This is a genomic window from Allobosea sp. 05T422_2 (genome assembly GCF_056396265.1).
Map to the genome: position 1 here is coordinate 29,368 of NZ_JBFTLD010000002.1, position 24,649 is coordinate 54,016.

A 24,649-nucleotide genomic window follows, 5' to 3' on the forward strand; every position below is an offset into this window, starting at 1 on the left:
ATGACCGTTCACGATCAGAACCTCTCCCGCCGCTCGCTGCTGAAGGGAGCTGGCGCCCTCGTCATCGGGCTGCATCTCCCGCAAGTGGCCCGTGCCCAGTCCGGGGCAGGCGCTGCGTTTCGCCCGGGCGGAAACGCCACCTTCGCACCCAATGCCTTCGTCCGCGTCGCGCCTGACAGCACCGTCACGGTGCTGATCAAGCATATCGAGTTCGGCCAGGGGCCATTCACCGGGCTTGCGACGCTCGTCGCCGAGGAGATGGACGCAGACTGGGGCCAGATGCGCAGCGAGCATGCGCCGGCCGACGTCAAGCTCTATGCCAATCTCGCATTCGGCGTGCAGGGAACCGGCGGCTCGACCGCGATCGCCAATAGCTGGGAACAGATGCGCAAGGCTGGAGCCACGGCCCGTGCCATGCTGGTCCAGGCCGCAGCGCAGTCGTGGAAGGTCCCAGCCTCCGAGATCAAGGTCGAGGCCGGCGTCCTGAGCCATGCCTCCGGCAAACAGGGACGCTTTGGCGAATTCGCCGAGGCGGCCTCGGAGCTTGCCGTACCGGAAAACGTGCCGCTGAAGCCGGCTTCGGCCTACCGCCTGATCGGCAAGGAGGGCGCGGTCAGGCGGCTCGACAGTGCCGACAAGTCGCGCGGCAAGGCCGAGTTCACCATCGACATCCACGCTCCCAATATGCTGACCGTCGTCGTTGCCCGGCCACCGCGCTTCGGCGGCACGGTCGGAAACTTCGACGCGGCCGAGGCGCTCAAGGTCAAGGGCGTCGTCGACGTCAAGCAGATCGGCTCCGGCGTCGCCGTCTATGCCAATGGCATGTGGCCCGCGTTGAAGGGCCGCGAAGCCCTGAAAGTGACCTGGGACGAGAGCGCGGCCGAAAAGCGCGGCAGCCGCGAACTCATCGCCGAATATCGCGCGCTTGCCCGCCAGAAGGGTGTGGTCGCCGGTTCGCATGGCGATGCCGAGGCCGCGCTCGCCAAGGCTGGGACGGTGATCGAAGCCGAGTTCGTCTTCCCCTATCTGGCGCACGCGCCGATGGAGCCGCTCGACGGTTATCTGCAATGGGATGGCAGCGAGGCGCTCGCCCGCTTCGGCAGCCAGTTCCAGACCACCGAGCATATGACCATCGCAACCATCCTTGGCCTGCCGCCAGAGAAGGTCAGGCTCGAGACCATGCTGGCAGGCGGCAGCTTTGGCCGGCGTGCGCAGGTCAGCCAGCATCTGGCAGCGGAACTCGCCATGGTCGCCAAGGCGATCGGCCCCAACCGTCCGGTCAAGCTGGTCTGGACCCGCGAGGATGACCTCTCCGGCGGCTATTACCGCCCGCTCTTCGTGCATCGCCTGCGCGGTGCCGTGAACGACGGCAAGATCACGGCCTGGGCCGACAGCATCGTCGGCCAGTCCTTCTTCCTCGGCACGCCCTTCGAGGCGATGGTGGTGAAGAACGGCATCGACGCAACCTCGGTCGAAGGCGCCAACGAACTCTTCTACGAGATTGCCGATTTCCACTGCGAGGTGAACAACCCCAAGGTTGGCGTGCCGACCCTGTGGTGGCGCTCCGTCGGCCATACGCACACGGCCTATGCGGTCGAGTGCTTCATCGACGAGCTGCTGCAGGCGGCGGGGCAGGATCCGGTTGCCGGCAGGCTTAACCTGATGAACCGGCATCCGCGTGCCGTCGGCGTGCTCAAGGCTGTCGCCGAACTGGCGAAGTGGAATGGCTCCGGCCCGGTCGACGGCCGCGCCCGCGGCGTCGCGGTGGTCGAGAGCTTCGGTTCCTTCGTTGCCMAGATCGCGGAGGTCTCGCTCGGCACTGATGGTGAGCCGAAGGTTCACAAGGTCTGGTGCGCGGTGGATTGCGGGGTCGCGGTCAACCCCGACATCATCCGGGCGCAGATGGAAGGCGGCATCGGCTTTGGTCTTGGCCATGCGCTCTACGGCGAGATCACGCTCGACCAGGGCAGGCCGGTCCAGGCCAATTTCGATACCTATCGCTCGCTGCGCATTCACGAGATGCCGGAGGTCGAGGTCCTGATCATCCGTTCGACCGAAGCGCCCACCGGCGTCGGCGAGCCGGGCGTGCCGCCGATCGGCCCGGCGGTCGCCAATGCACTGGCAAAGCTCGGGCAACCGCGTCCGCGGCAATTGCCCATGGTMGGAGGCACGGTCTGATGCGGGCGCCCCTCCTTCACGCCGTCCTGGCAGGTGCGGGACTCTGTCTGGCCGGGACCGCGCTCACCTCGGCGCAAACGACGCGACAGGCCCCGCCCGCCTCGCTGCGTCCAGCCGAGAGCTTCAGCGCCATCGCCAACCAGCGCGATCGCTCGGTCGCCCTGTTCGGCGAGATCGGCACGGTGCTGCAGCATCCGCGCTGCATGAACTGCCACCCGGCGACCGAACGCCCGCGGCAGGCCGATGCGAGGCGCCTGCATCAGCCGCTCGTCGTGCGCGGCAAGGACGGGCACGGCGCACCGGGGCTGGAATGCGCGACCTGCCACGGAAAGCAGAATTTCGACCCGGCGCGGATTCCGGGCGATGGTCACTGGGCGCTGGCGCCGGCCTCGATGGCCTGGGAGGGTAAGTCGCTCGGTCAGATCTGCGAGCAGCTCAAGGACCAGAACCGCAATGGCAGCCGCGACCTCGCGGCAATCGTCAAGCATGTCACCAGCGACACCCTGGTGCTCTGGGCCTGGAACCCGGGACTCGGTCGTGTTCCGGCACCAGGCAGCAATGCGCAATTCGGTGCGCTTATGCAGGCCTGGGTCGATACGGGAGCCGTCTGTCCGGCGTCCTGACGCGGCTCCTTCTTCTCCCCTCGGGGTACGAGGGGAGGCACGCATGCCCACCCGCGCCCTCGTCCATGTTGCAACCGCACCATGGGCTCGGCTAGTCCTTGGGAGGAACGCTCCTCTCCCCCTGATCCCAGCGGCAAAGGCATCGCGATGAAGAAGGTCTACCCCGACGCAAAGGCGTCGCTCGCCGGTATCGTCAAGGACGGCATGACGATCATGGCCGGCGGCTTCGGCCTCTGCGGCATTCCCGACACCCTGATCGAGGCGATCCGTGATTCCGGCGCCAAGAACCTGACCTTTATCTCCAATAACGCCGGCGTCGACGGCGCGGGGCTTGGTCTGCTGCTGGAAACCCGCCAGATCAAGAAGATGATCAGTTCCTATGTCGGCGAGAACAAGCTTTTCGCCCAGCAATACCTGGCTGGTGAACTCGAGCTTGAATTCACGCCGCAGGGCACTCTTGCCGAGCGGATTCGTGCCGGCGGGGCTGGCATTCCCGCCTTCTTCACCAAGACCGGTGTCGGTACGCTGATCGCCGAGGGCAAGGAGGAACGCGAGTTCAATGGCGAGCGCTACATCATGGAGCGCGGCCTCTTCGCCGATATCTCGATCGTTCATGCCTGGAAGGGCGATACCGAGGGCAACCTCGTCTATCGGAAGACGGCGCGGAACTTCAATCCGATGATGGCGAGCGCCTCGCGCTTCACGGTCGCAGAGGTCGAGCACCTCGTGCCGGCCGGCGAGATCGATCCCGATCACATGCACACGCCCGGCATTTTCGTGAAGCGCATCGTGCATGTGCCGAACCCGGTCAAGCGCATCGAACAGCGCACCACCCGTCCCCGTCCGACGGCTTGAGGAGACAAGGACCATGGCTTGGACACGTGAGCAGATGGCCGCCCGCGCCGCCAGGGAGCTGCAGGACGGTTTCTACGTCAATCTCGGTATCGGCATCCCGACGCTGGTCTCGAACTACATTCCCGCCGGCATGAGCGTGCAGCTCCAGTCGGAGAACGGCATGCTCGGCATGGGGCCGTTCCCCTTTGAGGGCGAAGAAGATCCCGACCTGATCAATGCGGGAAAGCAGACCATCACCGAACTGCCGACGACGAGCTATTTCTCCTCGGCGGATTCCTTCGGCATGATCCGTGGCGGTCATATCGATCTGTCGATCCTCGGCGCGATGCAGGTGGCCGAGAACGGCGATCTCGCCAATTGGATGATCCCCGGCAAGATGGTGAAGGGCATGGGCGGCGCGATGGATCTCGTTGCCGGTGTCAAGAAGGTCGTCGTGGTGATGGAGCATGTCGCCAAGAACAAGGACGGCTCCGAATCGGCAAAGCTGCTCGAGGCCTGCGACCTGCCGCTAACAGGCGCCGGCGTCGTCGACATGGTGATCACCGATCTCGGTGTCTTCGCCGTGGACAAGGCGAATGGCGGCGGCATGACCCTGATCGAGCTGGCGGACGGCGTTTCGCTGGATGAGATCAAGGCCAAGACCCAGGCCAAGTTCAAGGTCGCGGTCTAAAGTATCGGCCCGAAGAGTGGATTGCGGTTTTCGGGAAAGCCGATGCAAACACAAAGGGCTAGATCATCCCGGGGCGGCGCATGCGGCCCCGGGATCGCCGCGCTGAACACGCGCGATGAGATCTCAGTCGCGGCCTGTCCCGATCTCCCAGCCATGCCGGATCAGCTCCGGATCGGCATGCTCCTCCTGCGGATAGCCGACGCAGAGCCAGGCGATCAGCTTCCATTGCGGCGGCACGCCAAGCGCAGCCGCGATCGCCTCGGGTTCGAGGATGGAGACCCAGCCGACGCCGATGCCGTGCATGCGCGCTGCCAGCCAGAACTGAGTGATCGCGGCGACCACGGAATAATCGAGCATCTCCGGCATGGTGCGCCGGCCGAGCCCATGACCTTGCTCCGTGCCGTGGTCGCAGAACACCGCAAACTGCTCGGGGGCTTCGCGCAGGCCTTCGAGCTTCAGGTTGGCATAGAGCCGGGCTCGCTCGCCGGCGTAGTCACCGAGCGCCTCGGCGTTGCAATGCGTAAAACTGGTCTGCGCCGCCGCACGCTGCTCTGCGTCCGTGACGCGCAACCAGCGCCAGGGCTGCGAATGGCCGACCGAGGGAGAGAGTTCGGTCAGCTTCAAGAGATGCGCCAATAACGCTTCGGGCACCGGCTCCGACCGGAAGCGGCGCACATCGCGCCGCCAGGCGAGCAGCGTCTCGAATTGCGCCGCAAAGGCCTCGTCGAAGACCGGAGGCCCGCTCATGGCTGCCCGGTGAAGCGGGCGATAGCGTGGAAGAAGGAGCCGGTTACCAGCGCCCGCCGGCCGCCGGCGGGAACCGGAGCCGAGCCATGCGGATCGGTCACCATCGCGAAGGGCGCGTCATCGCCAACCGAAATGATCGTCGCGTAGTGGAATTCATGCCCGGTCAGTGCCTGCCCGGCCGAACCCAGCGGACCATTCGCCTGGAGCACGGCGCGGCGGTAACCCAGATTCATCTTGCGCTTCGCGAAGCTGGTCTCGACCGAGAGCAGGTTCGCCATGGCATGGGCGGTGCCGTCGGCATCGATCAGCGTTCGGCCAAGCACCATGWAGCCGCCGCACTCGCCATGGACTGGCCGGGTCTCCGCGAAGCGGCGCAAGCCGGCCAGGAAGCGGCTGGCGCCGGCGATCCGGCCGGCATGAAGCTCCGGGTAGCCGCCCGGCAGCCAGCAGCTGTCGCAAGTCTCCGGCGGCGATTCGTCGGCGAGCGGCGAAAAGGGAAGGAGCGTTGCGCCGGTCGCACGCCAGCCGGTTTCGACATGCGGATAGACGAAGCTGAAGGCGGCATCGCGGGCAATGGCGATGCAGCGTCCCGGGGCGGGCAGGGCGGGAGCGCCATGCCGGGTTACCGGGAGGTCCGTCGGTTCGGCCACGGCAAGGATCGCATCGAGGTCGACCGCGGCAGAGATCGCGTCTGCGAGCGCATCGAGCCGGCCATGCAGATCCTCTGTCTCGCCGGCTTGCACAAGGCCGAGATGGCGCTCGGGCAGGATCAGGCTTGCCTCGCGCGACAGGGCTCCGAGCACGGGCAAGCCGATCCGCTCCATGCCGGCGCAGGCAAGCCGGCGATGGCGTTCGCTTGCCACCTTGTTGAGGATCACGCCCACGACACGGATGCGCTCGTCATAACGCACGCAGCCGAGAGCCACCGCGCCGGCCGACTGCGCCTGACCGGAGACATCGACGACCAGCACGACCGGCCAGCCGCAGAAGGCCGCGATATCGGCGCTCGCGCCCGTATGCCCCATCTCGCCCGGCACGCCGTCGAACAGGCCCATCGAGCCCTCTGCGACGACGATATCGGCCGCCTCTGCAGCCTCGCCTGCGATCTGGCCGAGCAAGGTGTCCGGCATCGCAAAACTGTCGAGATTGGCGCTCGGTGCGCCGGTTGCGGCCGCGTGGAATGCCGGGTCGATATAGTCCGGCCCGCATTTCAGCCCGCGTACGGTCAGCCCTCGCTTCACCAGCGCCCGTTGCAAACCGAGCGTGATCGTCGTCTTGCCCGAGCCGGAGCGCGGCGCGGCGATGAGGAGGCCTTTTCCGCTCATGCGATGATCTCCGCKGGCTCCTGACGGAGCCCTCTTGCTGCGCTATGCAGGCGCTCATGGAAGACTTGCCGCCCCAAGGCGAATTGCGACGCGGCTGGACGACGGGCGCTTGCGCTGCCGCCGCCGCCAAGTCCGCCTATTGCGGCTGGGCGGCCGGCTCGTTTCTCGATCCCGTCGAGATCACGCTGCCGGGCGGCCAGCGGCCGGCCTTTGCCCTGGCCCGGCAGTCCGCGCTTGCGGAGGGCGCCGAGGCCGGCATCATCAAGGATGCGGGCGACGATCCCGACGTTACGCATGGCGCGCTGGTGGTTGCGCGGGTCGGCCCGGCCGCGCCTGGCGCAGGCATTGTTTTTCGCGCCGGCGAGGGTGTCGGCACAGTCACCTTGCCCGGCTTGCCATTGCCGGTCGGCGAACCCGCCATCAACCCGATGCCGCGCGAGATGATCCGGCAGGCTTTGACGGAGGTCATTGCGGCGACGGGCGGTCCGCGCGACGTCTCCGTCACCATCGCGATCCCCGGTGGGGAGGCCCTCGCCGGAAAGACCATGAATCCGCGCCTCGGCATCGTCGGTGGGCTCTCGATTCTCGGTACGACCGGAATCGTCATACCCTTTTCGTGCGCGGCCTGGATTCACTCGATCCATCGCGGCATCGATGTCGYGCGCGCGACTGGTCTCACCCATGTCGCAGGCGCCACCGGCTCGACCTCCGAAGCCGCTATCCGGCGTCTCCATGGCCTGTCGGAGCAGGCTCTGATCGACATGGGGGATTTCGCCGGTGGCATGCTGAAATATCTGCGGCGCCACCCGGTCCACCGCGTCACGGTCGCCGGCGGCTTCGCAAAGATGGTCAAGCTCGGGCAGGGCATGCTCGACCTGCACTCGCGCGCGGGTCCGGTCGATTTCGCCTGGCTGGCGGCGCGGATTCTGGAGGCGGGCGGCAGTGAGCACCTGGCTGCCTGGGTGCCCGGGGCCAATACGGCGCTCGAGGTGTTGCAACGTGCCCAGGCCGAGGGGTTGCCATTGGCCGAAACCGTCGGCCGGCATGCCTGGGTGAACGCCGCGCATTCCCTCGGCGTGCCGGACAGTGAGCTGGAGATYGCGATTTTCGATCGCACCGGTGGCCTTCTGGCGCGTACGCCATTCCGCAAGGTGGGGTGAGCCCGAGCGTGTCACACGCCACCACCGCTCGGCCGGAAACGCCGGTCGTAGCCTGTGGAATACAAGGCGCTCTCGCCAAAATCCTGCGAGCCGAGCGCGGGGCCGACGAGGATCAGCGCGGTCCGTTCCAACCCCGAGGCCTGGACCTCGGCCACGATCGTGCTCAGCGTTCCGCACAGCACGCGCTCATCTGGCCAGGACGCCCGGAAGACGACGGCGACGGGGCAATCTGCTCCGTAGAACGGTGTCAGCTCGGCGGCGACCTGTCCGATCACGTGGATCGAGAGATGGATGGCGAGCGTCGTGCCCGAGGCCGCGAAGGTCGCGAGCTTTTCGCGCTCGGGCATAGCCGAGGCGCGGCCCGAGGTGCGTGTCAGGACCAGCGATTGCGCGACGCCGGGCAGCGTCAATTCGCGCTTCAGCGTCGCTGCMGCCGCGGCGAAGGCCGGCACGCCGGGCGTGACCGTAAAGGGGATGCCGAGCGCATCGAGCCGACGCATCTGTTCGCCGCAGGCGCTCCAGATCGAGAGATCGCCCGAATGCAGTCGAGCCACGTCCTGCCCCGCTTCATGGGCGGTCTGCATCTCGCCAATGAGCGCATCGAGATCGAGCGGGGCGGTGTCGACGATGCGCGCGCCCGGTGGACACCAGTCGAGCATCGTGCGCGGGATCAGCGAGCCGGCATAAAGGCAGACCGGGCAGGCGGCGATCAGGTCGCGCCCGCGAAGGGTGATGAGATCGGCGGCACCTGGGCCGGCGCCAATGAAATGGATGGTCATGACGTGGCGCTCCGCGCCAGCGCGCAGGTGACGCGGGCAGTGGCGATCCGTGGCTGGATCAGCACCGATCCCGGGCCGGCGGCCGCAAGCGCAGCCGCCTCCGCGACGGAGCMGACGCCATAGAGAGAGGCGATGCGGGTCGAGCGGGTTGCGCAGGCGGCCTCGTAGCCCTTGAGCGCTTCGTCTGGAATCGCGACGAGTTCGGCGTTGCGGCTCCGCGCCGTGGCAAGGAGACCCGCCTCGCGCGAACGGCTGGAGATGGTGGCGAGGCGCAACGCGGTCGGCGCCACGCCGGCTTGCCTGAGCGCCTGGTCGAGGCAGGCGAGGATATCCACCTCGCTGGTGCCCGGGCGTAATCCGATCCCCGCCACGATCACGGCTTCACCACCCGCCATTGTGTCACCGGCATCGCGGCGCGCCAGCCATGCATGCTGCCGACCGCGTCGAGATGGCTGACGCCGATCCGGCGCAAGGTGCCGCCATGCGCGGCGTAAAGCGCCGCAAGCCGTGCCTCGCCCTCCAGCGTCACCACATTGGCGACGAGGCGACCGCCCGACTTCAGCGCACCCCATGCAGCCTCGAAAACTCCGGGCTCGGTCATGCCGCCGCCGATGAAGACCGCATCCGGGACCGGGCGGCCGGGAAAGCTCGCAGGTGCCGCGCCGATGGCGACCTCGATTCGGAGCGCACCGAGGGCTGAGCCGTTGCGGGTGATCCGCGCAGCCCGCTCGGGCCTGGCCTCGAAGGCGATGGTCTGGTTGCCGGGATTGCGCAGGCACCATTCGAGCCCGATCGAGCCCGAACCGGCGCCGACATCCCAGAGCAGTTCTCCAGCACGGGGTCGCAGGGCGGACAACGTGATCGCACGGATATCGGCCTTGGTGATCTGGCCGTCATGCTCGAACCAGTCGTCATCCAGTCCGGAGGCGAGTGGGAGGATACGCGCTTCACGCTCTGCGACCAGATCCAGCGCGATCAGGTTGAGCGGGTCGACTGTGCCGAGATCGAAGGCCTGCGCCTTGCACTCGCGGATACGTTCGCGTGGACCGCCGAGCGCCTCCATCACCACGAGGCGCGAGGCACCAAAGCCGCGTGCGCTCATCAATTCAGCCAGCTTTCCCGGGGTCGAACCATCCCAGGACAGAGCGAGCACGCGCCGGCCCGGCTGCAGAAAGGGGATGATGCGTTCCAGCGCACGACCATGCAGCGAGACGCGGCCGCATTCCTCTTGCGGCCAGCGCAGCCGGTTGCAGGCGAGCGCAAAGGAAGAGAGCTGCGGATAGATCCGCATCTCGTCCGGGCCGAGTGCCTTCGCCAGGCCGGCACCGATTCCGTAATGGAACGGGTCGCCCGTGGCGAGCACGCAGACCTTGCGGCCTCTCTGCGAGAGGATCAGCGGCAGCGCATTGCGGAAGGGCTGCGGCCAGGGCGCAGCCTCGCCCGCAACCGGCCCGATCAGGGCGATATGCCGGGCGCCGCCATAGACGAGCTCGGCGCCTTCAAGCGCGGCAAGCGCGTCCGGCGAAAGCCCGGCGCGGCCGTCTTCTCCAAGCCCGACGAGGGAGAGCCAAGGCTCGGTKGCCGAGGCGGATGCCCTCGACAGTTCGTCGGATTCAGGCGAAAACAATGTCATGACGGTCCTGATCCTCGGCGGCACCAGCGAAGCTGTCGCGCTTGATCAGCTTCTTGCTGACCAGGCGCCGGAAATCCGCGCGGTTGTCTCGCTGGCCGGACATACCTCCGATCCCAAACCCCTCAATCTGCCGGTGCGTGTCGGTGGTTTCGGCGGCATCGAAGGCCTGCGGCATTATCTCATAGAAAACCGGGTCGTTGCCGTGGTCGATGCCACGCATCCCTTCGCAGCTATCATGCCGTTCCATGCGGAGGCGGCCTGCAAGGCCGAGAACGTGCCGATCATCGCGATCCGCCGTGAATCCTGGAAGCCGCGGCCGGGTGATCGCTGGCGCTCGGTGCCGGACATTCAAGCTGCAGTCGAGACGCTGGGCACGCAGCCGCGTCGCGTCTTCCTGACGGTCGGACGGCTCGAGCTGCCGGCCTTCGCCGACGCGCCGCAGCACCATTATCTCGTCAGGGTGATCGAGCCGATCGGCGACCGGCTGCCGCTCAACGGCATCAAGGTCATCCAGCAGCGCGGCCCGTTCGAGGCCGATGAAGAGGAGGATCTGATGCGCCGGGAGGGCATCGAGATTCTCGTCTCGAAGAATTCCGGCGGTCCGGCGACAGTCGGCAAGCTGACGGCGGCGCGCCGGCTCGGCCTTCCCGTGATCATGGTCGAGCGGCCGCCCAAACCCGATGTCGCAACCGTCGACCATATCGATCAGGTCCTGCCCTGGCTGGTGGCGCAGGGGATCTTCGTCACCGAACGCGGCGTATAGACGATCGGCGCCTGGCCCGGGCGGGCGATCGATCGCGTGCTCGAGGCACCGATCATCACGAGCGTTGCCATGTCGGCCGAGCCTGCCGCCCCCACAGCCTCGCTCATCGGCAATACGCGCAGGACTTCGTCCGGTCGTCCGACAGCGCGCGCGAAGATCACGGGTGTTTCAGGCGCGCGATGCCGGGCAGCCAGCGTTAGGGCCTCGCCGAGCTGCCAGGGCCGAGCCTTCGAGATCGGGTTATAGAGCGAGATCACGAAATCGGCGCTCAGCGCCGCTTCCAGCCGCGCGGTGATCACGTCCCAGGGCTTGAGGTTGTCAGAGAGCGAGATTGCGCAGAAATCGCCGCCAAGCGGCGCGCCGGCCCGCGCCGCTGCGGCGAGCATCGCGGTAATCCCGGGCTCGACGCTGATCGGCAGCGCAAGCCAGCCGGTTTCGCCGGCCTCGAGTGCCTCGAACACCGCCGCTGCCATCGCGAAGACGCCGGGATCGCCGCCTGATACCACCGCGACTGCGCGACCCTCGGCTGCAAGCTGCAACGCATAGCGAGCGCGTGCGATCTCGACCCGGTTGTCGGATGCGTGCTTCGTCTGCCCCCCGCGCACCGCCAGTCGGTCCAGATAGGGACCATACCCGACGAGGTCGGTAGCCGCTTCGAGCGCGGCTTGTGCAGCCGGCGTCAGCCAGTGCGGCTCTCCAGGGCCGAGGCCGACGATGGTGAGCGAGCCGCTCATAGCCGCCGGCCCTCGCCTGGAACGAGGATCATCGAGAAATAGGGGGCAACGTCATCGGTCTTCTCATCGAGCCGGGTCACGACCTGCCCCGCCATCGTTGCCCGCTCGACATAGATCGCGCGATGGATCAGCCCGGCTGCCTTCAGCGCGCGGCGTACTTTCGGCAGGTTGCGACCAAGCTTCATGATCACGGCCGCATCGGTGTCGACCAGGCGACGACGCAGTTCCGCCTCGGGCAAGGTGCCGGGCAGCACGGTCATGACGTCGTCACCCCAGGTGATCGGGGCACCTGCACGAACCCAGGCGCCGGCCATGCCGGTGACGCCCGGTACAACCTCGGTCGGGAAACGGTGGGCGAGGCGCCGCCATAGATGCATGAAGGAACCGTAGAAGAACGGATCGCCGTCGCAGAGCACCGCGACGGTCCGGCCCGCCGCCATCTCGGCTGCGAGCAATTCGGCGGATTCATCGTAGAAGGTGGCGATCGGCCCGGTATAGCCGTCCTCGCTGACAGGAACCTCGGTCGTCACCGGAAAGGCGAGCACGATCTCGCGCGCTGGATCCGGCGGGATCACCGCGTCGGCTGTCACGCGGGCATTGCCACGGCTGCCCTTCTTGCAGAAATGCACCAGCCGGTCGGCGGTCGTGATGATGTCGCGGGCCCGGACCGTCATGTAGTCGGGGTCGCCGGGCCCCAGGCCGACGCCGAAGAGCAGGGTGCCTGCGTTCTGGGGCAAGGACCGGTCCATGCTCACCGGCTCACTCCTTCTCTTGCGCCAGGGCGTTGACGGCAGCGGCCGCCATCGCAGAGCCGCCGCGGCGCCCATGCACGACAAGGAAGGGCACGCGGCCGTCCTGTGCCAGCGCCTGCTTCGATTCGGCTGCACCGACGAAACCGACCGGGATGCCGATCACGGCTGCCGGTTTTGGCGCACCGGCATCGAACATTTCGAGCAGCCGGAAAAGCGAGGTCGGGGCATTGCCGACGACGACCAAGGCTCCCGCGAGATGCGGCCGCCACAGCTCCATGGCCGCGGCCGAGCGCGTTGTGCCGGCCTGTTTGGCCAGTGCCGGCACCTCAGCCTGGTCCAGCGTGCAAATCACTGCGTTGCTGGCCTGCAAACGGGCGCGGGTCACGCCGTTCGCGACCATCTTGGCGTCGCACAGGATCGGAGCGCCGGCGCGCAGCGCAGCCTCCGCCGCATCCGTGAAATCGGCTGACATCTCGACATCGCGCGGCAGGTCGGTCATGCCGCAGGCATGGATCATGCGTACCACCACGCGGGCGGCCGCGCCTGAGAAGCGGGAGAGGTCGGCCTCGGCCCGGATGATGGCGAAGGAGCGCTCATAGATCGCATCACCCTCGCGGATATAGTCGTAGCGCGTGTTCAAACCTGTGGTCCTGAAAACCGGCCTGCGGTCAGGCGGGTGTGAATGTCCTGTCCCGGCTGCAGACGCTGCACAATCTGCGAAAGGTCAAGCCTCGCCATCGGCTTGTCCCGCGTCGTTCCGCCGATGACGACGTCATAGCGGCCGTCATGCCCGACCAGCGTGAGGTCGGCGGGGCCTGATTGCGCGCAGGATTTGACGCAGGCCGATAGATGCAGGCTGAGGCCAGCAGCAAGGAGCGAGGCTGCCGCTTCGGCCAGGACTGCGGCATCGCCCATCGTCTGCGTCTCGCCGCGCAGGCAGGCCGGCTTGCCGGAGCATGCCTGCACTGCAAGCCGTGGATCGGCGTCGCGGGTGATCAGCCCCAGTGCCTCGCATCGTGCGGCGAGGCTCGCGGCGGCATCGTGCTCGAGGCCCAGGAAAGCCAGCCCGCGCCAGGGCGAAAAGCGGATTTCGCTGACGCCATGCGCGCCGGCGGCCTCGCATAGCCGCGACAATGTCCGAGTGTCCGAGCGGCCGAACGGCAGCCCAGCGATCAGGGCAAAACGGGAGGCGCGCAACGCGAAGAGCCCGACCCGCCTCGGCGCGGAGCGAGCCGCCGGCGCACCGGCCGGCGCTATCGAGCGGGCCTCGGTCAGCGCGCTAATCTGGTCGTGGTCGAGATCACGCAGGCGATGGATCCTGTCAGCCTCGGCCCGCCGGTATGCCGCAAAGCCCTGCAACAGCCCTGCCGTCACGGCGCCTGCATCACCGGATGCGACCGGGCMAAACCAGCCGCCTTGCGGCAGGCCGATCACGACGGAACCCTGGTCAATCGCAACCACGCGCAGATCGCCGGCAAAGCCATCGAGTGCGAGCTCGCCGCCGCCATCGACGATGACGCTGGTCTTGGGCGGCAACCCTGAGATGGCGCGCCCCTGACGTTCCAGGGATGCGGCCAGAATGGCGGCATCGATCAGGTCGCTCGGATCCTGCCCGGCGAGCGGTGAGGTGAGCACCAGGCGCTGCGGCCCGGGCCCGCCGGCTTCGTCGACGAGCCGCTCCGCGAGCAAGGCCTCGACAAGGGCGGGATGGGCCTCCTGCCGCACACCCCTGATCTGGAGATTGCCGCGGCTGGAAATCTCGACGAGGCCATTGCCCGTCTCTTCGGCCAGATCCGCCACGCGTCGCAATTGTGCGGGCTGCATCTGCCCGCCCGGCGGGTGCAGCCGCACGAGCCAGCCGTCCCCGGTTTCCATCGGCCGGAGCGTGCTCGGGCACCAGCCGCGCCGGAGCGCTTCTTGCGTCGGGGCGGTCATTCCGCCGCGTCCTTGCTGGCGAGGAAGGCGGCCACGGAATTGCGCCGGGTCTGCCAGAGGCCGCGCCGCTCGGCTTCCGTCAGCCGCGCGCGGATCGAGGCAGCCGCGGGCGCATTGGCCTGTTCCAGCGCGCTCCAGATGGCCGGATCCGCGCAATAGGCCTGGAATACGGCGTCGAACAGTCCGTCCGAGGCCGCGTCTGTGCTGGCCGCATAGACGAAGAGTGTGTCGACGGTCTCGGCAAGTTCGGCCGCGCCGCGCCAGCCATGGGCAAGCTGGCCCGCAATCCAGCGCGGGTGGCAGAGCCGGCCATGGACGATGCGCGCAATGTCCTCGGCCAGGGTGCGCGTTTTCGGCGCTTCCGGGTTGGAGCTGTCGAGACTGTAGAGTGCGGCCTCGCTGCCGAGCGCCTGCGCTGCCGCGGCAAAACCGCCGATCACATCGGCCGCGCTGGTCGCTTCGAGAATGTCGCGCCCCGCCGTGTCGCTGACATGAACGAAGGCGCTTGCCGAGGCGACGCGACGCGCGAAGCCGGGATCGGCGCTGGCAAGGCCCTCCGTACCACCGAAGGCATGATCGCTGGCCGCGAGATAGGCGGCGCCAAGCTCGCCGCGGCTCTCCCATTGCCCGTCGAGCGCGCGGTCGGCCATGGCCGCGCCGAAGCGGCCGGGTGCCGGGCCGAAGATGCGTGCGGCGTCTTCGCCGCGCCGGCGGGCTGCAGCAGGCTCGTTCCATTCATCGGCTTCGTCCAGCACTGCTACGGCGCGCGCAGCGGCGTCGAGCAGTGCGATCTGACCTGGGAATGTGTCGCGGAAGGCGCCGGAGATACGGATGGTGACGTCGATGCGCGGGTGATCGAGCTTGGCCAGGGGAATGACGGAAAATCCGGTCACTCGCGTCGAGGCGTGATCCCAGAGCGGCGCGACGCCCATCAGGGCAAGCGCATGTGCGATGTCCTCGCCACCGGAACGCAGAGTGGGCGAGGCCCAGAGATCCATCACGATCCGGCGTGGATAATCGCCGTGGTCCTGGAGATGGCGTGCGATCAGCGACGCCGCGGCGCGCGAGCCGAGGCGCGCGGCGGCCCGGGTCGGGATCGCGCGCGGATCGAGCGTCGAGAGGTTGCGGCCGGTCGGCAGCACATCGCTTTGCCCGCGATGCGGCGAGCCGGCAGGGCCGGGCGGAACGAACCGCCCGGCCAGAGCGCGCAGCAAGTTGTCGCGCTCGTTGCGGGATGACGCGGGATCGTGCGCAGCCCGCCCGAAGACATGCAGCCCATCCCGGAAGGGCAGTTCGGCGATGTCGCAGAGATGCGCGTCGAGCTGGCTCAGTGCGCTCGCCATGTCGAGATCGGGCGTGACACCGCAGGCTTCCGCCAGCCCGCTTGCTTCGGCTCGCCCGCGGATTTCACGGGCGACGATCTCGGCGCGGCGCGGATCGAGGACCTGCGCTTGCGAAAACTCCTCGACGAGATCACGCAGCAGAGCCACTTCGCCGGCTGCATCCACATGCACCAGTTCGGGTGGGAGATGGCCGAGCGTCACGGCCGAAAGCCGGCGCTTGGCAGGGGCCGCCTCACCGGGGTCATCGACGACATAGGGGTAGATCACCGGCAGGCCGCCAACCGCAAGCCGAGGCCAGCAGCTCGCTGAAAGAGCCACCGCCTTGCCCGGCAGCCACTCGGTCGTGCCATGCGTACCGAGATGGATCAGTGCGTCGGCATCGGCAATCCGCCGGAGGCCGAGATAGAAGGCGAGATAGGCATGGCCCGGCGGCGCATCGGGATCGTGATAGCGCAGCTTGCGGTCGGGCGTCGTGTCGCGAGCGGGCTGCAGCGCGATGGTGAGACGGCCATTGCGGACCACACGGAAACGGAAGGCCGAGCCATCGCAGTCACGATCCGCCTCAGGTTCGCCATGGGCCGCGATGAGTGCCGCGCCTGCCGCGCCGGGAATGGCGCCGAGCCAGGCGTGATAATCGGCGAGCGGGACTGCAAACTCTGCTGGCCCTTCAGTCAGCGCCTGCATCAAACGCGTGTCGTCACCATGAGCAAGGTGACCGTCCCGGCTCTGCCTTGGCTCGTCCGGGATGACACTCTGCGCGGAGGGGCCGACATCGTATCCGGTCTGCGCCAGCAGTTCGCAAATGGCCCCGACGCTGGCTGGGGTATCGAGCCCGACTGCAAAGCCGGCCCGTCCTCCGCGCGCCGGGTAGTCGGACATGACCAGGGCGAGGTTGCGCTCGGCAGCCGGCTTGCCGGCCAGCGCGATCCAGCCTGAGGCGAGATCGGCAAGGGCGGCGACACCATCGCGATCAGGAACCAACCGGCGGCTCGTCAGGCCGGTCCTGCTGTCCGTCATCTCGGCCTTGAAGGCGACGGGCAGCGCCCCCAACCGTCCGTCGAATTCAGGCAGCGCCACCTGCATGGCGAGGTCGGCCCCGGAAAGCCCGCGCGGCGAGGCCTCCCAGGCGTCGCGCGGGCTGCCGACCGGCACGGCCTGCAGGATCGGGCAATCGGCGGTGTCCAGCACGAAATCGGCGCTGTTGCGGGCCGAGAACGCGGTGGTGGTGATGATGGCGGCGGGCTTGCGCGCGGCGATCAGGGCCGCAAGTTCGCCGGTGACGGCCGGGTCCTTCAAGCTCGTAAGGGCCAGAATCAACGGGGCATGGCCGCGCGCACTCAGCGCCTCTGCGATCGCCTCCGCCATGGCGGTGTCTCCGGCGGCGACGCTGGAGCGATAGACCAGGATCGGGACTAGCGCGTTCGCGACGGGGCGCTGTGAGAGCGCTTCACGCCATGCGAGCGGAGCACCGCCCGCACCAAGGGCGAAGARCGCGGGCAAGGGAGTGGGCGCGAGGTCCGAAGCATCGCTTTCGCGGCGAAGGAACGCATCCACCCGTCCAAGCAGCCGGTGCATATTCTCCGCACCGCCGCCGGCGCGGAAATAGGCGAGAAGCTCCGCCGCGAAATGCGGTTCGACGGTGCCGTACTCGGCCAGCCGCTCATCAGGCCGGTCGTCGCCGGGCAGCACGACGAGCGGTATCCCGCCCCRTCGGCAGATTTCCGCATGCTGCTCGATGCCGTAACGCCAGTAGTCCAGCCCGCCGAGACAGCGGATCAGCACGAAGCGCGAATGCGCCACCGTCTTCTCGACGAGAAAATCGACGGAGAGCGGGTGTTTCAGCCGGCGCAGCGAGGCGAGCCTGACGGCGAGCTCGCTTGCGCCGGCCGCGGCCGTCAGCGCCGAAAGGTCGCTGTCGGCGAAGGAGAGCACCAGCACATCCCCTGGCGGCAGGGCGAGATCGACGGCGTCTTCGCCGTCGTCAAGCCTGATCTCGCTTGAGGGGAGGAGGTGCATGGCTCAGCCCGCGAGGGCGGCCTCCACGGACTTGCGATCAAAGCCCTTCAGGCCAATCACCACGAGGCGACCATCCTTGGCTTCGCCGGCCGCCCAGGCGCGGTCGTAATGATGGCTGACCCGACGCCCGACACCCTGGACGACGAGCCGCATCGGCTTACCGGGAATCGCCGAAAAACCCTTCAGGCGCAGCACGCCCTCGGCCTCCGCGGCCCTGGCAACGCGGGCCGCCAGCTCCTCGGGCGATGTCGCCGCGGCGAGAGCGAAATCGAGGCTTTCGAAATCGTCGTGGTCGTGGTCCTCGGCGCTCTCATGGTGAGAGGGGCGTCCAGCGAGATCGGCCTCGGCAGCCGCGTTGAGGCCAATAATCAGGGCGGGCTCGACCTTGCCATGGGCCGTCTCGACGATCTTGATCGCCTTCGGCAGATGCGCGGCGATCTCGGCCTTGACGCGTTCGCGGCCGGCCGCATCGACGAGGTCGCTCTTGTTGAGCAGGATCAGGTCGGCGCAGAGGATCTGGTCCTCGAACACTTCTTCGAGCGGGTTGTCGTGCCCGACCGCGGCATCCTGCGCCGCCTGCGCAGCGAGAGCGGCGGGATCATCCGCGAACTGGCCATCCGCCACGGCCGGACCATCGACCACGGCGATGACACCATCGACCGTGACACGTGACCGAATGGCCGGCCAATTGAACGCGTTGACCAGCGGCTTCGGCAGGGCAAGCCCCGAGGTCTCGATCAGGATGTGTTCCGGCGGGTTCGGCCGGTCGAGCAGCTTTTCCAGCGCTGGCACGAAGTCGTCGGCGACGGTGCAGCAGATGCAGCCATTCGGCAGCTCGACGATGTCCTCCGCGGTGCAGCCGGAAATGCCGCAGCCGTCGATGAAGGAACCGTCGAAGCCGAGATCGCCGAACTCATTGACCAGCACGGCGATGCGCTTGCCCCCTGCATTCTCCAGCAGGTGCCGCACCAGTGTGGTCTTTCCGGCCCCGAGGAAGCCGGTGATGATCGTGCAGGGGATCTTGCCCAGCGAGCGGGCTTGGGGAGCGTTCATGATCTCATCCTTGTTGGCGCGCCGGGAGAGGCGGTACGCGCGCGACCACGCCCTTGCGGAACGAAGCGGGTCTTTCTTTCCAGGGAACGATACCGTTTGCGCTGGCTGCAAAGCTTGCAGCTGCGTCAACGATTTCGGCGATATGGGTGTCTGCGTCGAGATCGCCGATCAGATAGGTCCATTTGCCGTCGGCCGCCAAGGCGACGGTGCAGGGGCGATTGCAGACCGCGAGGCAGTCRACGGGTTCGACCGGAAGCGTCCCGCCGTCGCGCGCGATGCGTTCGCGCAGCGCCTCGGCAAAACCCAGTCCGGGCTGGTCGTAACCCTCCGGCAGGTCCGCCCGCGCGCGCCGGCAGGCGACGCAGACGAAAATGGTGACATCGCCTTCGGGCATAGGCCGGTTCCTTTGCTTCCGGCGCGATCCCGGGGGATCGCGCTCAGCGTCAGGCCTTGGCCGGGGCTGCGGCACGGCGCGTCGCCCAGGGCCAGAGCACGCCGACGGCAAAGCCGGTAGCGAGCCAGAGGGCAGCCTGGAGCGCGAGCGAGAGCGCGGCGAAATGCGCTGCGATTTCGGCCGGGACCTTGCTCTCCGGGGCGGCGGGATGTGGTGCGCCGATCAGATGCGGGACGAGCATGGCAAGCACGGCAAGTGCCCGCAGCCAGCTCGCCTCCGTCCGCAGGAAGACCCAGAGGCCGCCGGCGGTGACGAGCGCGGTGGCGATCCACCAGGTCTGGCGGTGGAGCAGTTCGGCTGACGCGCTGCCGGGCAATTCCGGTGCGAGCCCGGTCGCCGGCACGAGGCCGAAGGCCAGGAAGCCGCAAGCCGCCCAGATCAGTGCGGTCCGTTCAGTGATGGCATCGCCCGCTGCGATCATGCCGCCGAGCAGCAGGGCGGCAAAGCCGATCGCGGTCGCAATGGTGACGATGGTGGTGAAGGCCGTGCGCTGCAAGCCGTCCTGTGGCTTCCACTCGGCGTGGTCGGCTGCGTCGGCGCCGCCATGGGCAAGGACGATCCTGGCATCGCCGGTGAAGCTGGCGTGCTGAAGCTCGGCTGCGCGCAACGCCGTCTCAAAGGTTTCCGCCTTGAGGATCAGCGGCGTGGTGGTGACATGCTGGAGTGCTGCGACCAGGAGCCCAGCAAGAAGCCCGGCCAGAAGACTGACCGTGAGAACACGATTGACCATGTTGCCTTTCCCTCAGTGGCAGGGAAAGGCGAGGGTGTGGCGCGTGTCGTGGGCTGCGTTGTGAACGCTGGTCGAATGGGCGAAGCCGACGGTGAAGATCAGGGCTGCGCCGAGTGCCAGGGCAGCTGCGACAGCCTTGACGCGCTCGGATGCGCTGGCCTGGGTGGTGATCGAAGCCGTATTCGTCGTCATCTCGGTCTCCTTGGCCACCCCGCCGGCAGCCCGCTGGATTGCATCACTCATCGACGGCAGGTCTCCTGGCTCGCGGGTCCGGATCTCTCGCCGCCTTCCCGGGACAATCCCAGTGGCCGATGGCGCGAAACTCGCCGCTTACAGTTGCGGGGGCAGCCGCGGTATCGCACCGCGTTCCCTTTTCACCTCCTTGCAGAGGCACCGTCGGGGATGATCATTAGCCATCTGCACGGTGCTGTGCAATGCAGCGATCGTGATTGCGAGCGCAGTGAAGCGATGTGATCTCTGATGGCCTGTCCCGGCTTGTTTCGCTTCGCTCGCCAGGTCCGTTCCTTAGGCTGATCTTCCCTGGGTTGAGATTTTGGCAGTGGCAGCGATCCTTTCCCCTCTTACCCTCGTTCTGGGCGGCGCCCGCTCCGGCAAGAGCCGCCATGCCGAGGCCCTGATCGAGATGGTGCCGGCGCCCTGGATCTATCTCGCCACGGCGCAGGCCTATGACGATGAGATGCGCGCCCGGATTGCCGAGCACCGCGCCCGCCGGTCGCAGGATTGGATGACCATCGATGCGCCGCTGGCCCTGGCGCAGGCGATCCGCGCGGTTCCCGCGGGGCAACCTGCCCTGGTGGACTGCCTGACGCTCTGGCTGACCAACGTGATACTGGCAGAGCAGGATGTGGCGGCTGCAAGCCGGGAACTGGTCGAGGCCTGCGTTTCGGCACGTGGCCCGGTGGTCCTGGTTTCCAACGAGGTCGGGCTCGGTATCGTGCCCGAGAATGCGCTCGCCCGACGGTTCCGCGACGAGGCGGGGCGGTTGCACCAGATGCTTGCGGCGCGGGCCGACCGGGTGATCTTCATGGTCGCCGGTCTGCCGATGCAGGTGAAATGAGCAGGAGGTTCCGATGACGATCGATGCTGACGAGGCCGCCCGCCACAAGGCCAAGATGGAAAAGCGCAAGGCGGTGCAGGATGCCGAGGTCGCCGCCAAGACGATCGAAAAGGGACTCCTGATCGTCAATACGGGGCCAGGCAAGGGCAAGTCGACCGCCGCCTTCGGATTGATCCTGCGGGCTCTCGGCCATGACTGGCGCGTCGGGGTGGTGCAGTTCATCAAGGGCGCCTGGGCGACAGGTGAACGCAAGGCGCTCGACGCCTTCGGCGATCGCATCGTCTGGCACACGATGGGCGAAGGCTTCACCTGGGAAACGCAGGACAAGGCCCGCGACATCGCTGCCGCCGGGCGCGCCTTCGCCAAGGCCAAGGCGTTGATGGACGATCCGGAGATACGCCTGCTCGTGCTCGACGAACTCAATATCGCGCTGCGCTACGACTATCTGCCGCTGGCGGAGGTGGTCGAGACATTGGCGAGCCGGCGCCCTGATCTGCACATCGTCGTCACCGGCCGCAATGCCAAGCCCGAGTTGATCGCCGTCGCAGACCTCGTCACCGAGATGACGGTGGTCAAGCATCACTTCGCGGCGGGCGTGAAGGCACAGGCCGGGATCGAGTTCTGAGGCCAGGGCATCGACCCGAAACGTGGATCGCAGCTTTCGGGAAAGTCGAAGCAAACACAGAAGGTGAGATCGTCGTTCCCGATGCGATGCCCGGTCCGATGAACTAGAGGGCGAGCGCGGTGACGGCCCCCGCAACGGCGAGCCCCCACAGCAGCAGACACGCCCTCCGATAGAGAGCGAGCGCCCGCCGGATATCCGCCGCTTCCGCTTCGGCCCGGCCGTCCCCCATCCACCCGTCGTCGACCCTGACATCGCCATAGACGCGCGGGCCCGCCAGCCGGAGGCCGAGCGCACCTGCCATCGCGGCTTCCGGCCAACCGGCATTGGGCGAACGATGATGGCGGGCATCGCGTCGGACAGCTCGCCACGCATTGGCGGGGTCTGACGTTTTGTCGAGTGCGGCGGCTGCGGTCAGCAGCAGCGCGGTGAGGCGAGAGGCGGGAAGGTTGACGAGGTCGTCGAGACGCGCCGCCGCCCAGCCGAAGGCGAGGTGGCGCGGTGTCTTGTGGCCGATCATCGAATCGGCGGTATTGATCGCCTTGTAGAGCGCGCCGCCCGGCAGGCCGCCGACGCCGAGCCAGAAAGCCGGAGCGACGATCCCGTCCGAGAAATTCTCGGCAAGGCTTTCGATTGCGGCGCGGGAAACTCCGGCTTCGTCGAGGGTTTCGGGGTTGCGGCCGACAATCATCGAAACGGCGATGCGTCCGCCTTTGAGCCCGTCCCGCTCCAGTCCTTCGGCGACCCGTGCGACATGCTCGTGCAGGCTGCGCTGTGCGATGAGGCTGGAGGCGACGAGCGCGAGGGGCAGCCAGCCCAGCGGGCCGAGGCCGCGGCAGAGCAGGGTCAGCCCCCATGAGATGGCGAATGTGGCGGCAAGCAGCAGCGCGAGGGCGAGGCCGCCGGCCGCCTTGCGCACGATGAAGGAGGCGCGCTCGCGATTGAGCATCCGGTCGAGCCGGGAGATCAGCGCACCGATCCAGGTGACGGGATGGCCGATCAGCGCATACAAGCCCTGGGGGTAGCCGAATCCCGCCTCGATGATCAGGGCGGCGGCGAGGAGCGGTAGGGAATCGGACAGGCTCATGCGGGGCGGGAATGGCTGAGGCGGCAGGCAAGGTCTGGCATGGCGGCGATCTGGCACAGGCGAAGGCGCTGTTCCCGGAGGCGCCCGAGCCATGGATCGATCTTTCGACCGGGATCAATCCCATCCCCTATCCGGTTCCTGCGCTGCCGTTAAGCCTCTGGCAGCGCCTGCCGGGAGTGCGGGACGAGGCGGCATTGCTCGCTGCGGCACGCGAGACGTACCGGGTGCCCGAGACGGCCGGCATCGTCGCGGCGCCCGGCACTCAGATCCTGATCGAACTGCTGCCGTGTCTTGCGAACACCGGGCCAGTCGTCGTGATCGGCCCGACCTATGCCGAACATGCGGTGGCCTGGCGCAAGGCGGGGATGGACGTGCGGGAGAGCGCAACGCCCGCGGAGGCGGGCGATGCGGGCGTGGTCGTGCTGGTCAACCCGAACAATCCCGATGGGCGGGTGATTGAGCGCGCGCAACTCACGGCGGTTGCGCGTGACCTGGCCGGACGAGGCGGGTTGCTCGTCATCGACGAGGCCTTCATCGATTTCATGCCCGAGGCGAGCCTGATCCCCGAGCTGCCACCGGCGACGCTGATCCTGCGCTCCTTTGGCAAGACTTACGGGCTTGCCGGCTTGCGTCTGGGTTTCGCGATCGGCGAGGCGCGCCTGACGGAGGCCTTGCGTGCCGCGCTCGGTCCCTGGGCCGTCGCGGGGCCGGCGCTTCATATCGGGGCGCAGGCGCTCAGTGACACGGACTGGCTCGCGGCGGCCGCCGGTGCCCGGGCCAGCGATGCCGCCCGCCTCGATGCCTTGCTGGCGTCGCGAGGCGTGATCGTTGGCGGCACCTCCCTGTTCAGGCTGTTGGCGACGCCGGACGCACCGGCACTCTTCGCCCATCTCGGCCGCGACGGCATCTATGTCCGCCGCTTTCAGAACAATGCGAGCTGGCTACGGCTTGGCTTGCCCGGCGACGAGCCGTCCTGGCAGAGGCTCGCCGCTGCTCTGGCATCCTTTCTGCCTCCTGATGCCGCCTAGGGGGCGCATGCATGGAAGGGCGGGACGGAGCCGTTTCGCATGATTAAGCTGGGTTTTGTCATCACGGGGGAATGCAATGAAGCCTTGGCCGCAGGAAAGAGAACTCACGATCGGCTTCGCGCATGCCGCCTACCAGTTGGGAGCGGAGTTCTCCGCGCGGGCGCGCGCCGCGAGGAGCTTTGAGGTTCGCAGCCTCGATKAACTCAAGGCGCGCGCGCCCGAAGCCGATGTCCTCGTCGTCTCCGGACTCTGGCGCAACGAGCTGATCGCCGCCTGCCCGCGCCTGCGCTTCGTCCAGTCGATCAGCGCCGGCACGGATCAGTTCGACAAGGCCGCCTTCGCCGCGGCCGGCATTCGCCTCACCAGTGCGCAGGGGGGCAATGAGCGCGCCGTTGCCGAACACGCGATGGCGCTCATCCTGGGCCTTACCCGTCAGATCCACCTCGCTCGCGACAACCAGATGGCAAAGCATTGGCGGCCGATGATCGGTGATCGCGCCCGACGCGAGGACGAGCTCGGCGGCAAGACGCTTGTCATCGTCGGCCTTGGACGGATCGGCCTGCGTTTGGCGAGGTTGGCTGCGGCTTTCGGTCTGCGCATCATTGGTGTGCGCCGCAGCGAGCGGCCCGTATCAGGCATCGATGCGATTGTGGCGACGGACAAGCTGGGCACGGTTCTGGCTGAGGCCGATATCGTGGCGTTGACCTGCCCGCTGACGCCCGAGACCGAAGGACTGATCGGCAGCGAGGCGCTGGCCGCCATGCGTCCGGGCTCTCTCCTGATCAATGTTGCGCGTGGCCGTGTCGTCGACGAGGCGGCGCTGCTGGCGGCGCTGGGTTCGGGGCGCCTGGCTGGCGCCGGACTCGACTGCTTCCATGACGAGCCGCTCCCACCGGCCTCGCCCTTCTGGGGGCAGCCGAACGTCATCGTCACCCCGCACAGCGCCGGCGAGACGCGCGCCTATGAGACGAACGTCGTCGACATCCTCCTCGACAATCTCGACCGGCTGGCGCGTGGCGACGCGGAGTTGCACAACCAGATCGTTTAGATCATGGAACCGGAACGAAGTCCGGTCCCATGATCT

Annotated in this window: 25 protein-coding genes and 1 riboswitch; of the genes, 10 read left to right on the plus strand and 15 right to left on the minus strand. The window is 67.7% G+C overall.

Annotated features, from left to right (window positions below):
• The 4 genes from AC1DJT_RS00710 to AC1DJT_RS00725 all read left to right on the plus strand — a co-directional run bounded on the left by AC1DJT_RS00710 (window position 1) and on the right by AC1DJT_RS00725 (window position 4,326).
• Window positions 1-2,178 carry a xanthine dehydrogenase family protein molybdopterin-binding subunit gene (locus tag AC1DJT_RS00710; RefSeq protein WP_476833338.1) on the plus strand — a complete coding sequence of 726 codons (2,178 nt, stop codon included), beginning with the start codon at window positions 1-3 and terminating at the stop codon, window positions 2,176-2,178.
• Window positions 2,178-2,801 (plus strand): Isoquinoline 1-oxidoreductase subunit, encoded by a 624-nt coding sequence (locus AC1DJT_RS00715; protein WP_441490365.1) that lies wholly within the window; start codon window positions 2,178-2,180, stop codon window positions 2,799-2,801. The genes AC1DJT_RS00710 and AC1DJT_RS00715 overlap by 1 nt, the downstream gene beginning before the upstream one ends.
• A gap of 147 nt (window positions 2,802-2,948) precedes the next feature.
• On the plus strand, window positions 2,949-3,656 hold the full coding sequence (locus AC1DJT_RS00720; protein WP_441490364.1) for a CoA transferase subunit A: 708 nt from the start codon (window positions 2,949-2,951) through the stop codon (window positions 3,654-3,656).
• Between the two features lie 13 nt (window positions 3,657-3,669).
• Entirely contained in the window at window positions 3,670-4,326 is a 657-nt protein-coding gene (locus AC1DJT_RS00725) for a 3-oxoacid CoA-transferase subunit B (RefSeq protein ID WP_441507492.1), read from the plus strand.
• Between the two features lie 123 nt (window positions 4,327-4,449).
• Here the strand turns inward: AC1DJT_RS00725 and bluB are convergent, their stop codons facing one another.
• Together bluB and AC1DJT_RS00735 are read right to left on the minus strand one after the other, a co-directional pair.
• Window positions 4,450-5,073 carry a 5,6-dimethylbenzimidazole synthase gene (bluB, locus tag AC1DJT_RS00730; RefSeq protein ID WP_441507493.1) on the minus strand — a complete coding sequence of 208 codons (624 nt, stop codon included), beginning with the start codon at window positions 5,071-5,073 and terminating at the stop codon, window positions 4,450-4,452.
• Window positions 5,070-6,398 (minus strand): cobyrinate a,c-diamide synthase, encoded by a 1,329-nt coding sequence (locus AC1DJT_RS00735; protein ID WP_476833339.1) that lies wholly within the window; start codon window positions 6,396-6,398, stop codon window positions 5,070-5,072. Before AC1DJT_RS00735 ends, bluB begins: the two co-directional genes overlap by 4 nt.
• A gap of 56 nt (window positions 6,399-6,454) precedes the next feature.
• On the opposite strand from AC1DJT_RS00735, the gene AC1DJT_RS00740 reads away from it, so the two are divergent.
• On the plus strand, window positions 6,455-7,558 hold the full coding sequence (locus tag AC1DJT_RS00740; protein ID WP_476833340.1) for a cobalt-precorrin-5B (C(1))-methyltransferase: 1,104 nt from the start codon (window positions 6,455-6,457) through the stop codon (window positions 7,556-7,558).
• Between the two features lie 11 nt (window positions 7,559-7,569).
• On the opposite strand, the gene cobM is transcribed toward AC1DJT_RS00740, so the two are convergent.
• The 3 genes from cobM to cbiE are packed head-to-tail and all read right to left on the minus strand — an operon-like array spanning window position 7,570 to window position 9,970.
• Entirely contained in the window at window positions 7,570-8,337 is a 768-nt protein-coding gene (gene cobM / locus AC1DJT_RS00745; protein ID WP_441490359.1) for a precorrin-4 C(11)-methyltransferase, read from the minus strand.
• On the minus strand, window positions 8,334-8,732 hold the full coding sequence (locus AC1DJT_RS00750; RefSeq protein WP_476833341.1) for a cobalamin biosynthesis protein: 399 nt from the start codon (window positions 8,730-8,732) through the stop codon (window positions 8,334-8,336). Before AC1DJT_RS00750 ends, cobM begins: the two co-directional genes overlap by 4 nt.
• Window positions 8,711-9,970, minus strand: coding sequence for a precorrin-6y C5,15-methyltransferase (decarboxylating) subunit CbiE (gene cbiE, locus AC1DJT_RS00755; protein ID WP_441490357.1), 1,260 nt, complete (start codon window positions 9,968-9,970; stop codon window positions 8,711-8,713). Before cbiE ends, AC1DJT_RS00750 begins: the two co-directional genes overlap by 22 nt.
• Between cbiE and AC1DJT_RS00760 the strand changes: the two genes are divergently transcribed.
• Window positions 9,969-10,733, plus strand: coding sequence for a cobalt-precorrin-6A reductase (locus AC1DJT_RS00760; RefSeq protein WP_441490356.1), 765 nt, complete (start codon window positions 9,969-9,971; stop codon window positions 10,731-10,733). The two genes, cbiE and AC1DJT_RS00760, sit on opposite strands and share 2 nt — an antisense overlap.
• On the opposite strand, the gene cobJ is transcribed toward AC1DJT_RS00760, so the two are convergent.
• The 9 genes from cobJ to AC1DJT_RS00805 all read right to left on the minus strand — a co-directional run bounded on the left by cobJ (window position 10,676) and on the right by AC1DJT_RS00805 (window position 19,993).
• Window positions 10,676-11,467 carry a precorrin-3B C(17)-methyltransferase gene (gene cobJ / locus AC1DJT_RS00765; protein WP_441507495.1) on the minus strand — a complete coding sequence of 264 codons (792 nt, stop codon included), beginning with the start codon at window positions 11,465-11,467 and terminating at the stop codon, window positions 10,676-10,678. The genes AC1DJT_RS00760 and cobJ overlap by 58 nt on opposite strands.
• Window positions 11,464-12,216 (minus strand): precorrin-2 C(20)-methyltransferase, encoded by a 753-nt coding sequence (locus AC1DJT_RS00770; RefSeq protein ID WP_441507496.1) that lies wholly within the window; start codon window positions 12,214-12,216, stop codon window positions 11,464-11,466. The genes cobJ and AC1DJT_RS00770 overlap by 4 nt, the downstream gene beginning before the upstream one ends.
• A gap of 10 nt (window positions 12,217-12,226) precedes the next feature.
• Window positions 12,227-12,859 (minus strand): precorrin-8X methylmutase, encoded by a 633-nt coding sequence (locus AC1DJT_RS00775; RefSeq protein WP_441507497.1) that lies wholly within the window; start codon window positions 12,857-12,859, stop codon window positions 12,227-12,229.
• Window positions 12,856-14,154, minus strand: coding sequence for a precorrin-3B synthase (gene cobG, locus AC1DJT_RS00780; protein ID WP_476833342.1), 1,299 nt, complete (start codon window positions 14,152-14,154; stop codon window positions 12,856-12,858). Before cobG ends, AC1DJT_RS00775 begins: the two co-directional genes overlap by 4 nt.
• Window positions 14,151-17,513: a cobaltochelatase subunit CobN gene (gene cobN, locus AC1DJT_RS00785; RefSeq protein ID WP_476833343.1), complete on the minus strand. Its 3,363-nt coding sequence runs from the start codon at window positions 17,511-17,513 to the stop codon at window positions 14,151-14,153. Before cobN ends, cobG begins: the two co-directional genes overlap by 4 nt.
• A 3-nt stretch (window positions 17,514-17,516) precedes the next feature.
• Entirely contained in the window at window positions 17,517-18,566 is a 1,050-nt protein-coding gene (gene cobW / locus AC1DJT_RS00790) for a cobalamin biosynthesis protein CobW (protein WP_441507500.1), read from the minus strand.
• A 4-nt stretch (window positions 18,567-18,570) separates the two neighbouring features.
• Window positions 18,571-18,960 (minus strand): DUF1636 family protein, encoded by a 390-nt coding sequence (locus AC1DJT_RS00795; protein ID WP_441490350.1) that lies wholly within the window; start codon window positions 18,958-18,960, stop codon window positions 18,571-18,573.
• Window positions 18,961-19,009: 49 nt separating this feature from the next.
• Window positions 19,010-19,750 carry a CbtA family protein gene (locus tag AC1DJT_RS00800; protein WP_441507501.1) on the minus strand — a complete coding sequence of 247 codons (741 nt, stop codon included), beginning with the start codon at window positions 19,748-19,750 and terminating at the stop codon, window positions 19,010-19,012.
• A gap of 12 nt (window positions 19,751-19,762) precedes the next feature.
• Entirely contained in the window at window positions 19,763-19,993 is a 231-nt protein-coding gene (locus tag AC1DJT_RS00805; protein ID WP_441507502.1) for a CbtB domain-containing protein, read from the minus strand.
• A riboswitch (cobalamin riboswitch) is annotated at window positions 19,981-20,163 on the minus strand. (Overlaps the previous gene by 13 nt.)
• Before the next feature lie 140 nt (window positions 20,164-20,303).
• Between AC1DJT_RS00805 and cobU the strand changes: the two genes are divergently transcribed.
• On the plus strand, window positions 20,304-20,828 hold the full coding sequence (gene cobU, locus AC1DJT_RS00810; RefSeq protein ID WP_441507503.1) for a bifunctional adenosylcobinamide kinase/adenosylcobinamide-phosphate guanylyltransferase: 525 nt from the start codon (window positions 20,304-20,306) through the stop codon (window positions 20,826-20,828).
• Window positions 20,829-20,841: 13 nt separating this feature from the next.
• On the plus strand, window positions 20,842-21,453 hold the full coding sequence (gene cobO, locus AC1DJT_RS00815; RefSeq protein ID WP_441507504.1) for a cob(I)yrinic acid a,c-diamide adenosyltransferase: 612 nt from the start codon (window positions 20,842-20,844) through the stop codon (window positions 21,451-21,453).
• 103 nt (window positions 21,454-21,556) lie between these two features.
• On the opposite strand, the gene cbiB is transcribed toward cobO, so the two are convergent.
• Window positions 21,557-22,537 (minus strand): adenosylcobinamide-phosphate synthase CbiB, encoded by a 981-nt coding sequence (cbiB, locus tag AC1DJT_RS00820; RefSeq protein ID WP_476768309.1) that lies wholly within the window; start codon window positions 22,535-22,537, stop codon window positions 21,557-21,559.
• Window positions 22,538-22,548: 11 nt separating this feature from the next.
• Here cbiB and cobD point away from each other — a divergent pair, with 11 nt between their 5' ends.
• Together cobD and AC1DJT_RS00830 are read left to right on the plus strand one after the other, a co-directional pair.
• A complete protein-coding gene (cobD, locus tag AC1DJT_RS00825) occupies window positions 22,549-23,565 on the plus strand; it encodes a threonine-phosphate decarboxylase CobD (protein WP_441507506.1) in 1,017 nt (338 codons plus the stop codon).
• Window positions 23,566-23,641: 76 nt separating this feature from the next.
• Complete coding sequence (locus AC1DJT_RS00830; RefSeq protein ID WP_476833344.1) at window positions 23,642-24,613, plus strand: D-2-hydroxyacid dehydrogenase; 972 nt, start codon at window positions 23,642-23,644, stop codon at window positions 24,611-24,613.
• Window positions 24,614-24,649 lie beyond the last annotated feature (36 nt).

Coding starts and splice junctions, on each gene's coding strand:
- AC1DJT_RS00715 (WP_441490365.1), top strand. CDS start 2,178: ATGCGGGCGCCCCTCCTTCACGCCGTCCTGGCAGGTGCGGGACTCTGT.
- AC1DJT_RS00720 (WP_441490364.1), top strand. CDS start 2,949: ATGAAGAAGGTCTACCCCGACGCAAAGGCGTCGCTCGCCGGTATCGTC.
- AC1DJT_RS00725 (WP_441507492.1), top strand. CDS start 3,670: ATGGCTTGGACACGTGAGCAGATGGCCGCCCGCGCCGCCAGGGAGCTG.
- bluB (WP_441507493.1), bottom strand. CDS start 5,073: ATGAGCGGGCCTCCGGTCTTCGACGAGGCCTTTGCGGCGCAATTCGAG.
- AC1DJT_RS00760 (WP_441490356.1), top strand. CDS start 9,969: ATGACGGTCCTGATCCTCGGCGGCACCAGCGAAGCTGTCGCGCTTGAT.
- cobJ (WP_441507495.1), bottom strand. CDS start 11,467: ATGAGCGGCTCGCTCACCATCGTCGGCCTCGGCCCTGGAGAGCCGCAC.
- AC1DJT_RS00770 (WP_441507496.1), bottom strand. CDS start 12,216: ATGGACCGGTCCTTGCCCCAGAACGCAGGCACCCTGCTCTTCGGCGTC.
- cobW (WP_441507500.1), bottom strand. CDS start 18,566: ATGAACGCTCCCCAAGCCCGCTCGCTGGGCAAGATCCCCTGCACGATC.
- AC1DJT_RS00800 (WP_441507501.1), bottom strand. CDS start 19,750: ATGGTCAATCGTGTTCTCACGGTCAGTCTTCTGGCCGGGCTTCTTGCT.
- AC1DJT_RS00805 (WP_441507502.1), bottom strand. CDS start 19,993: ATGAGTGATGCAATCCAGCGGGCTGCCGGCGGGGTGGCCAAGGAGACC.
- cobO (WP_441507504.1), top strand. CDS start 20,842: ATGACGATCGATGCTGACGAGGCCGCCCGCCACAAGGCCAAGATGGAA.
- cbiB (WP_476768309.1), bottom strand. CDS start 22,537: ATGAGCCTGTCCGATTCCCTACCGCTCCTCGCCGCCGCCCTGATCATC.
- cobD (WP_441507506.1), top strand. CDS start 22,549: ATGGCTGAGGCGGCAGGCAAGGTCTGGCATGGCGGCGATCTGGCACAG.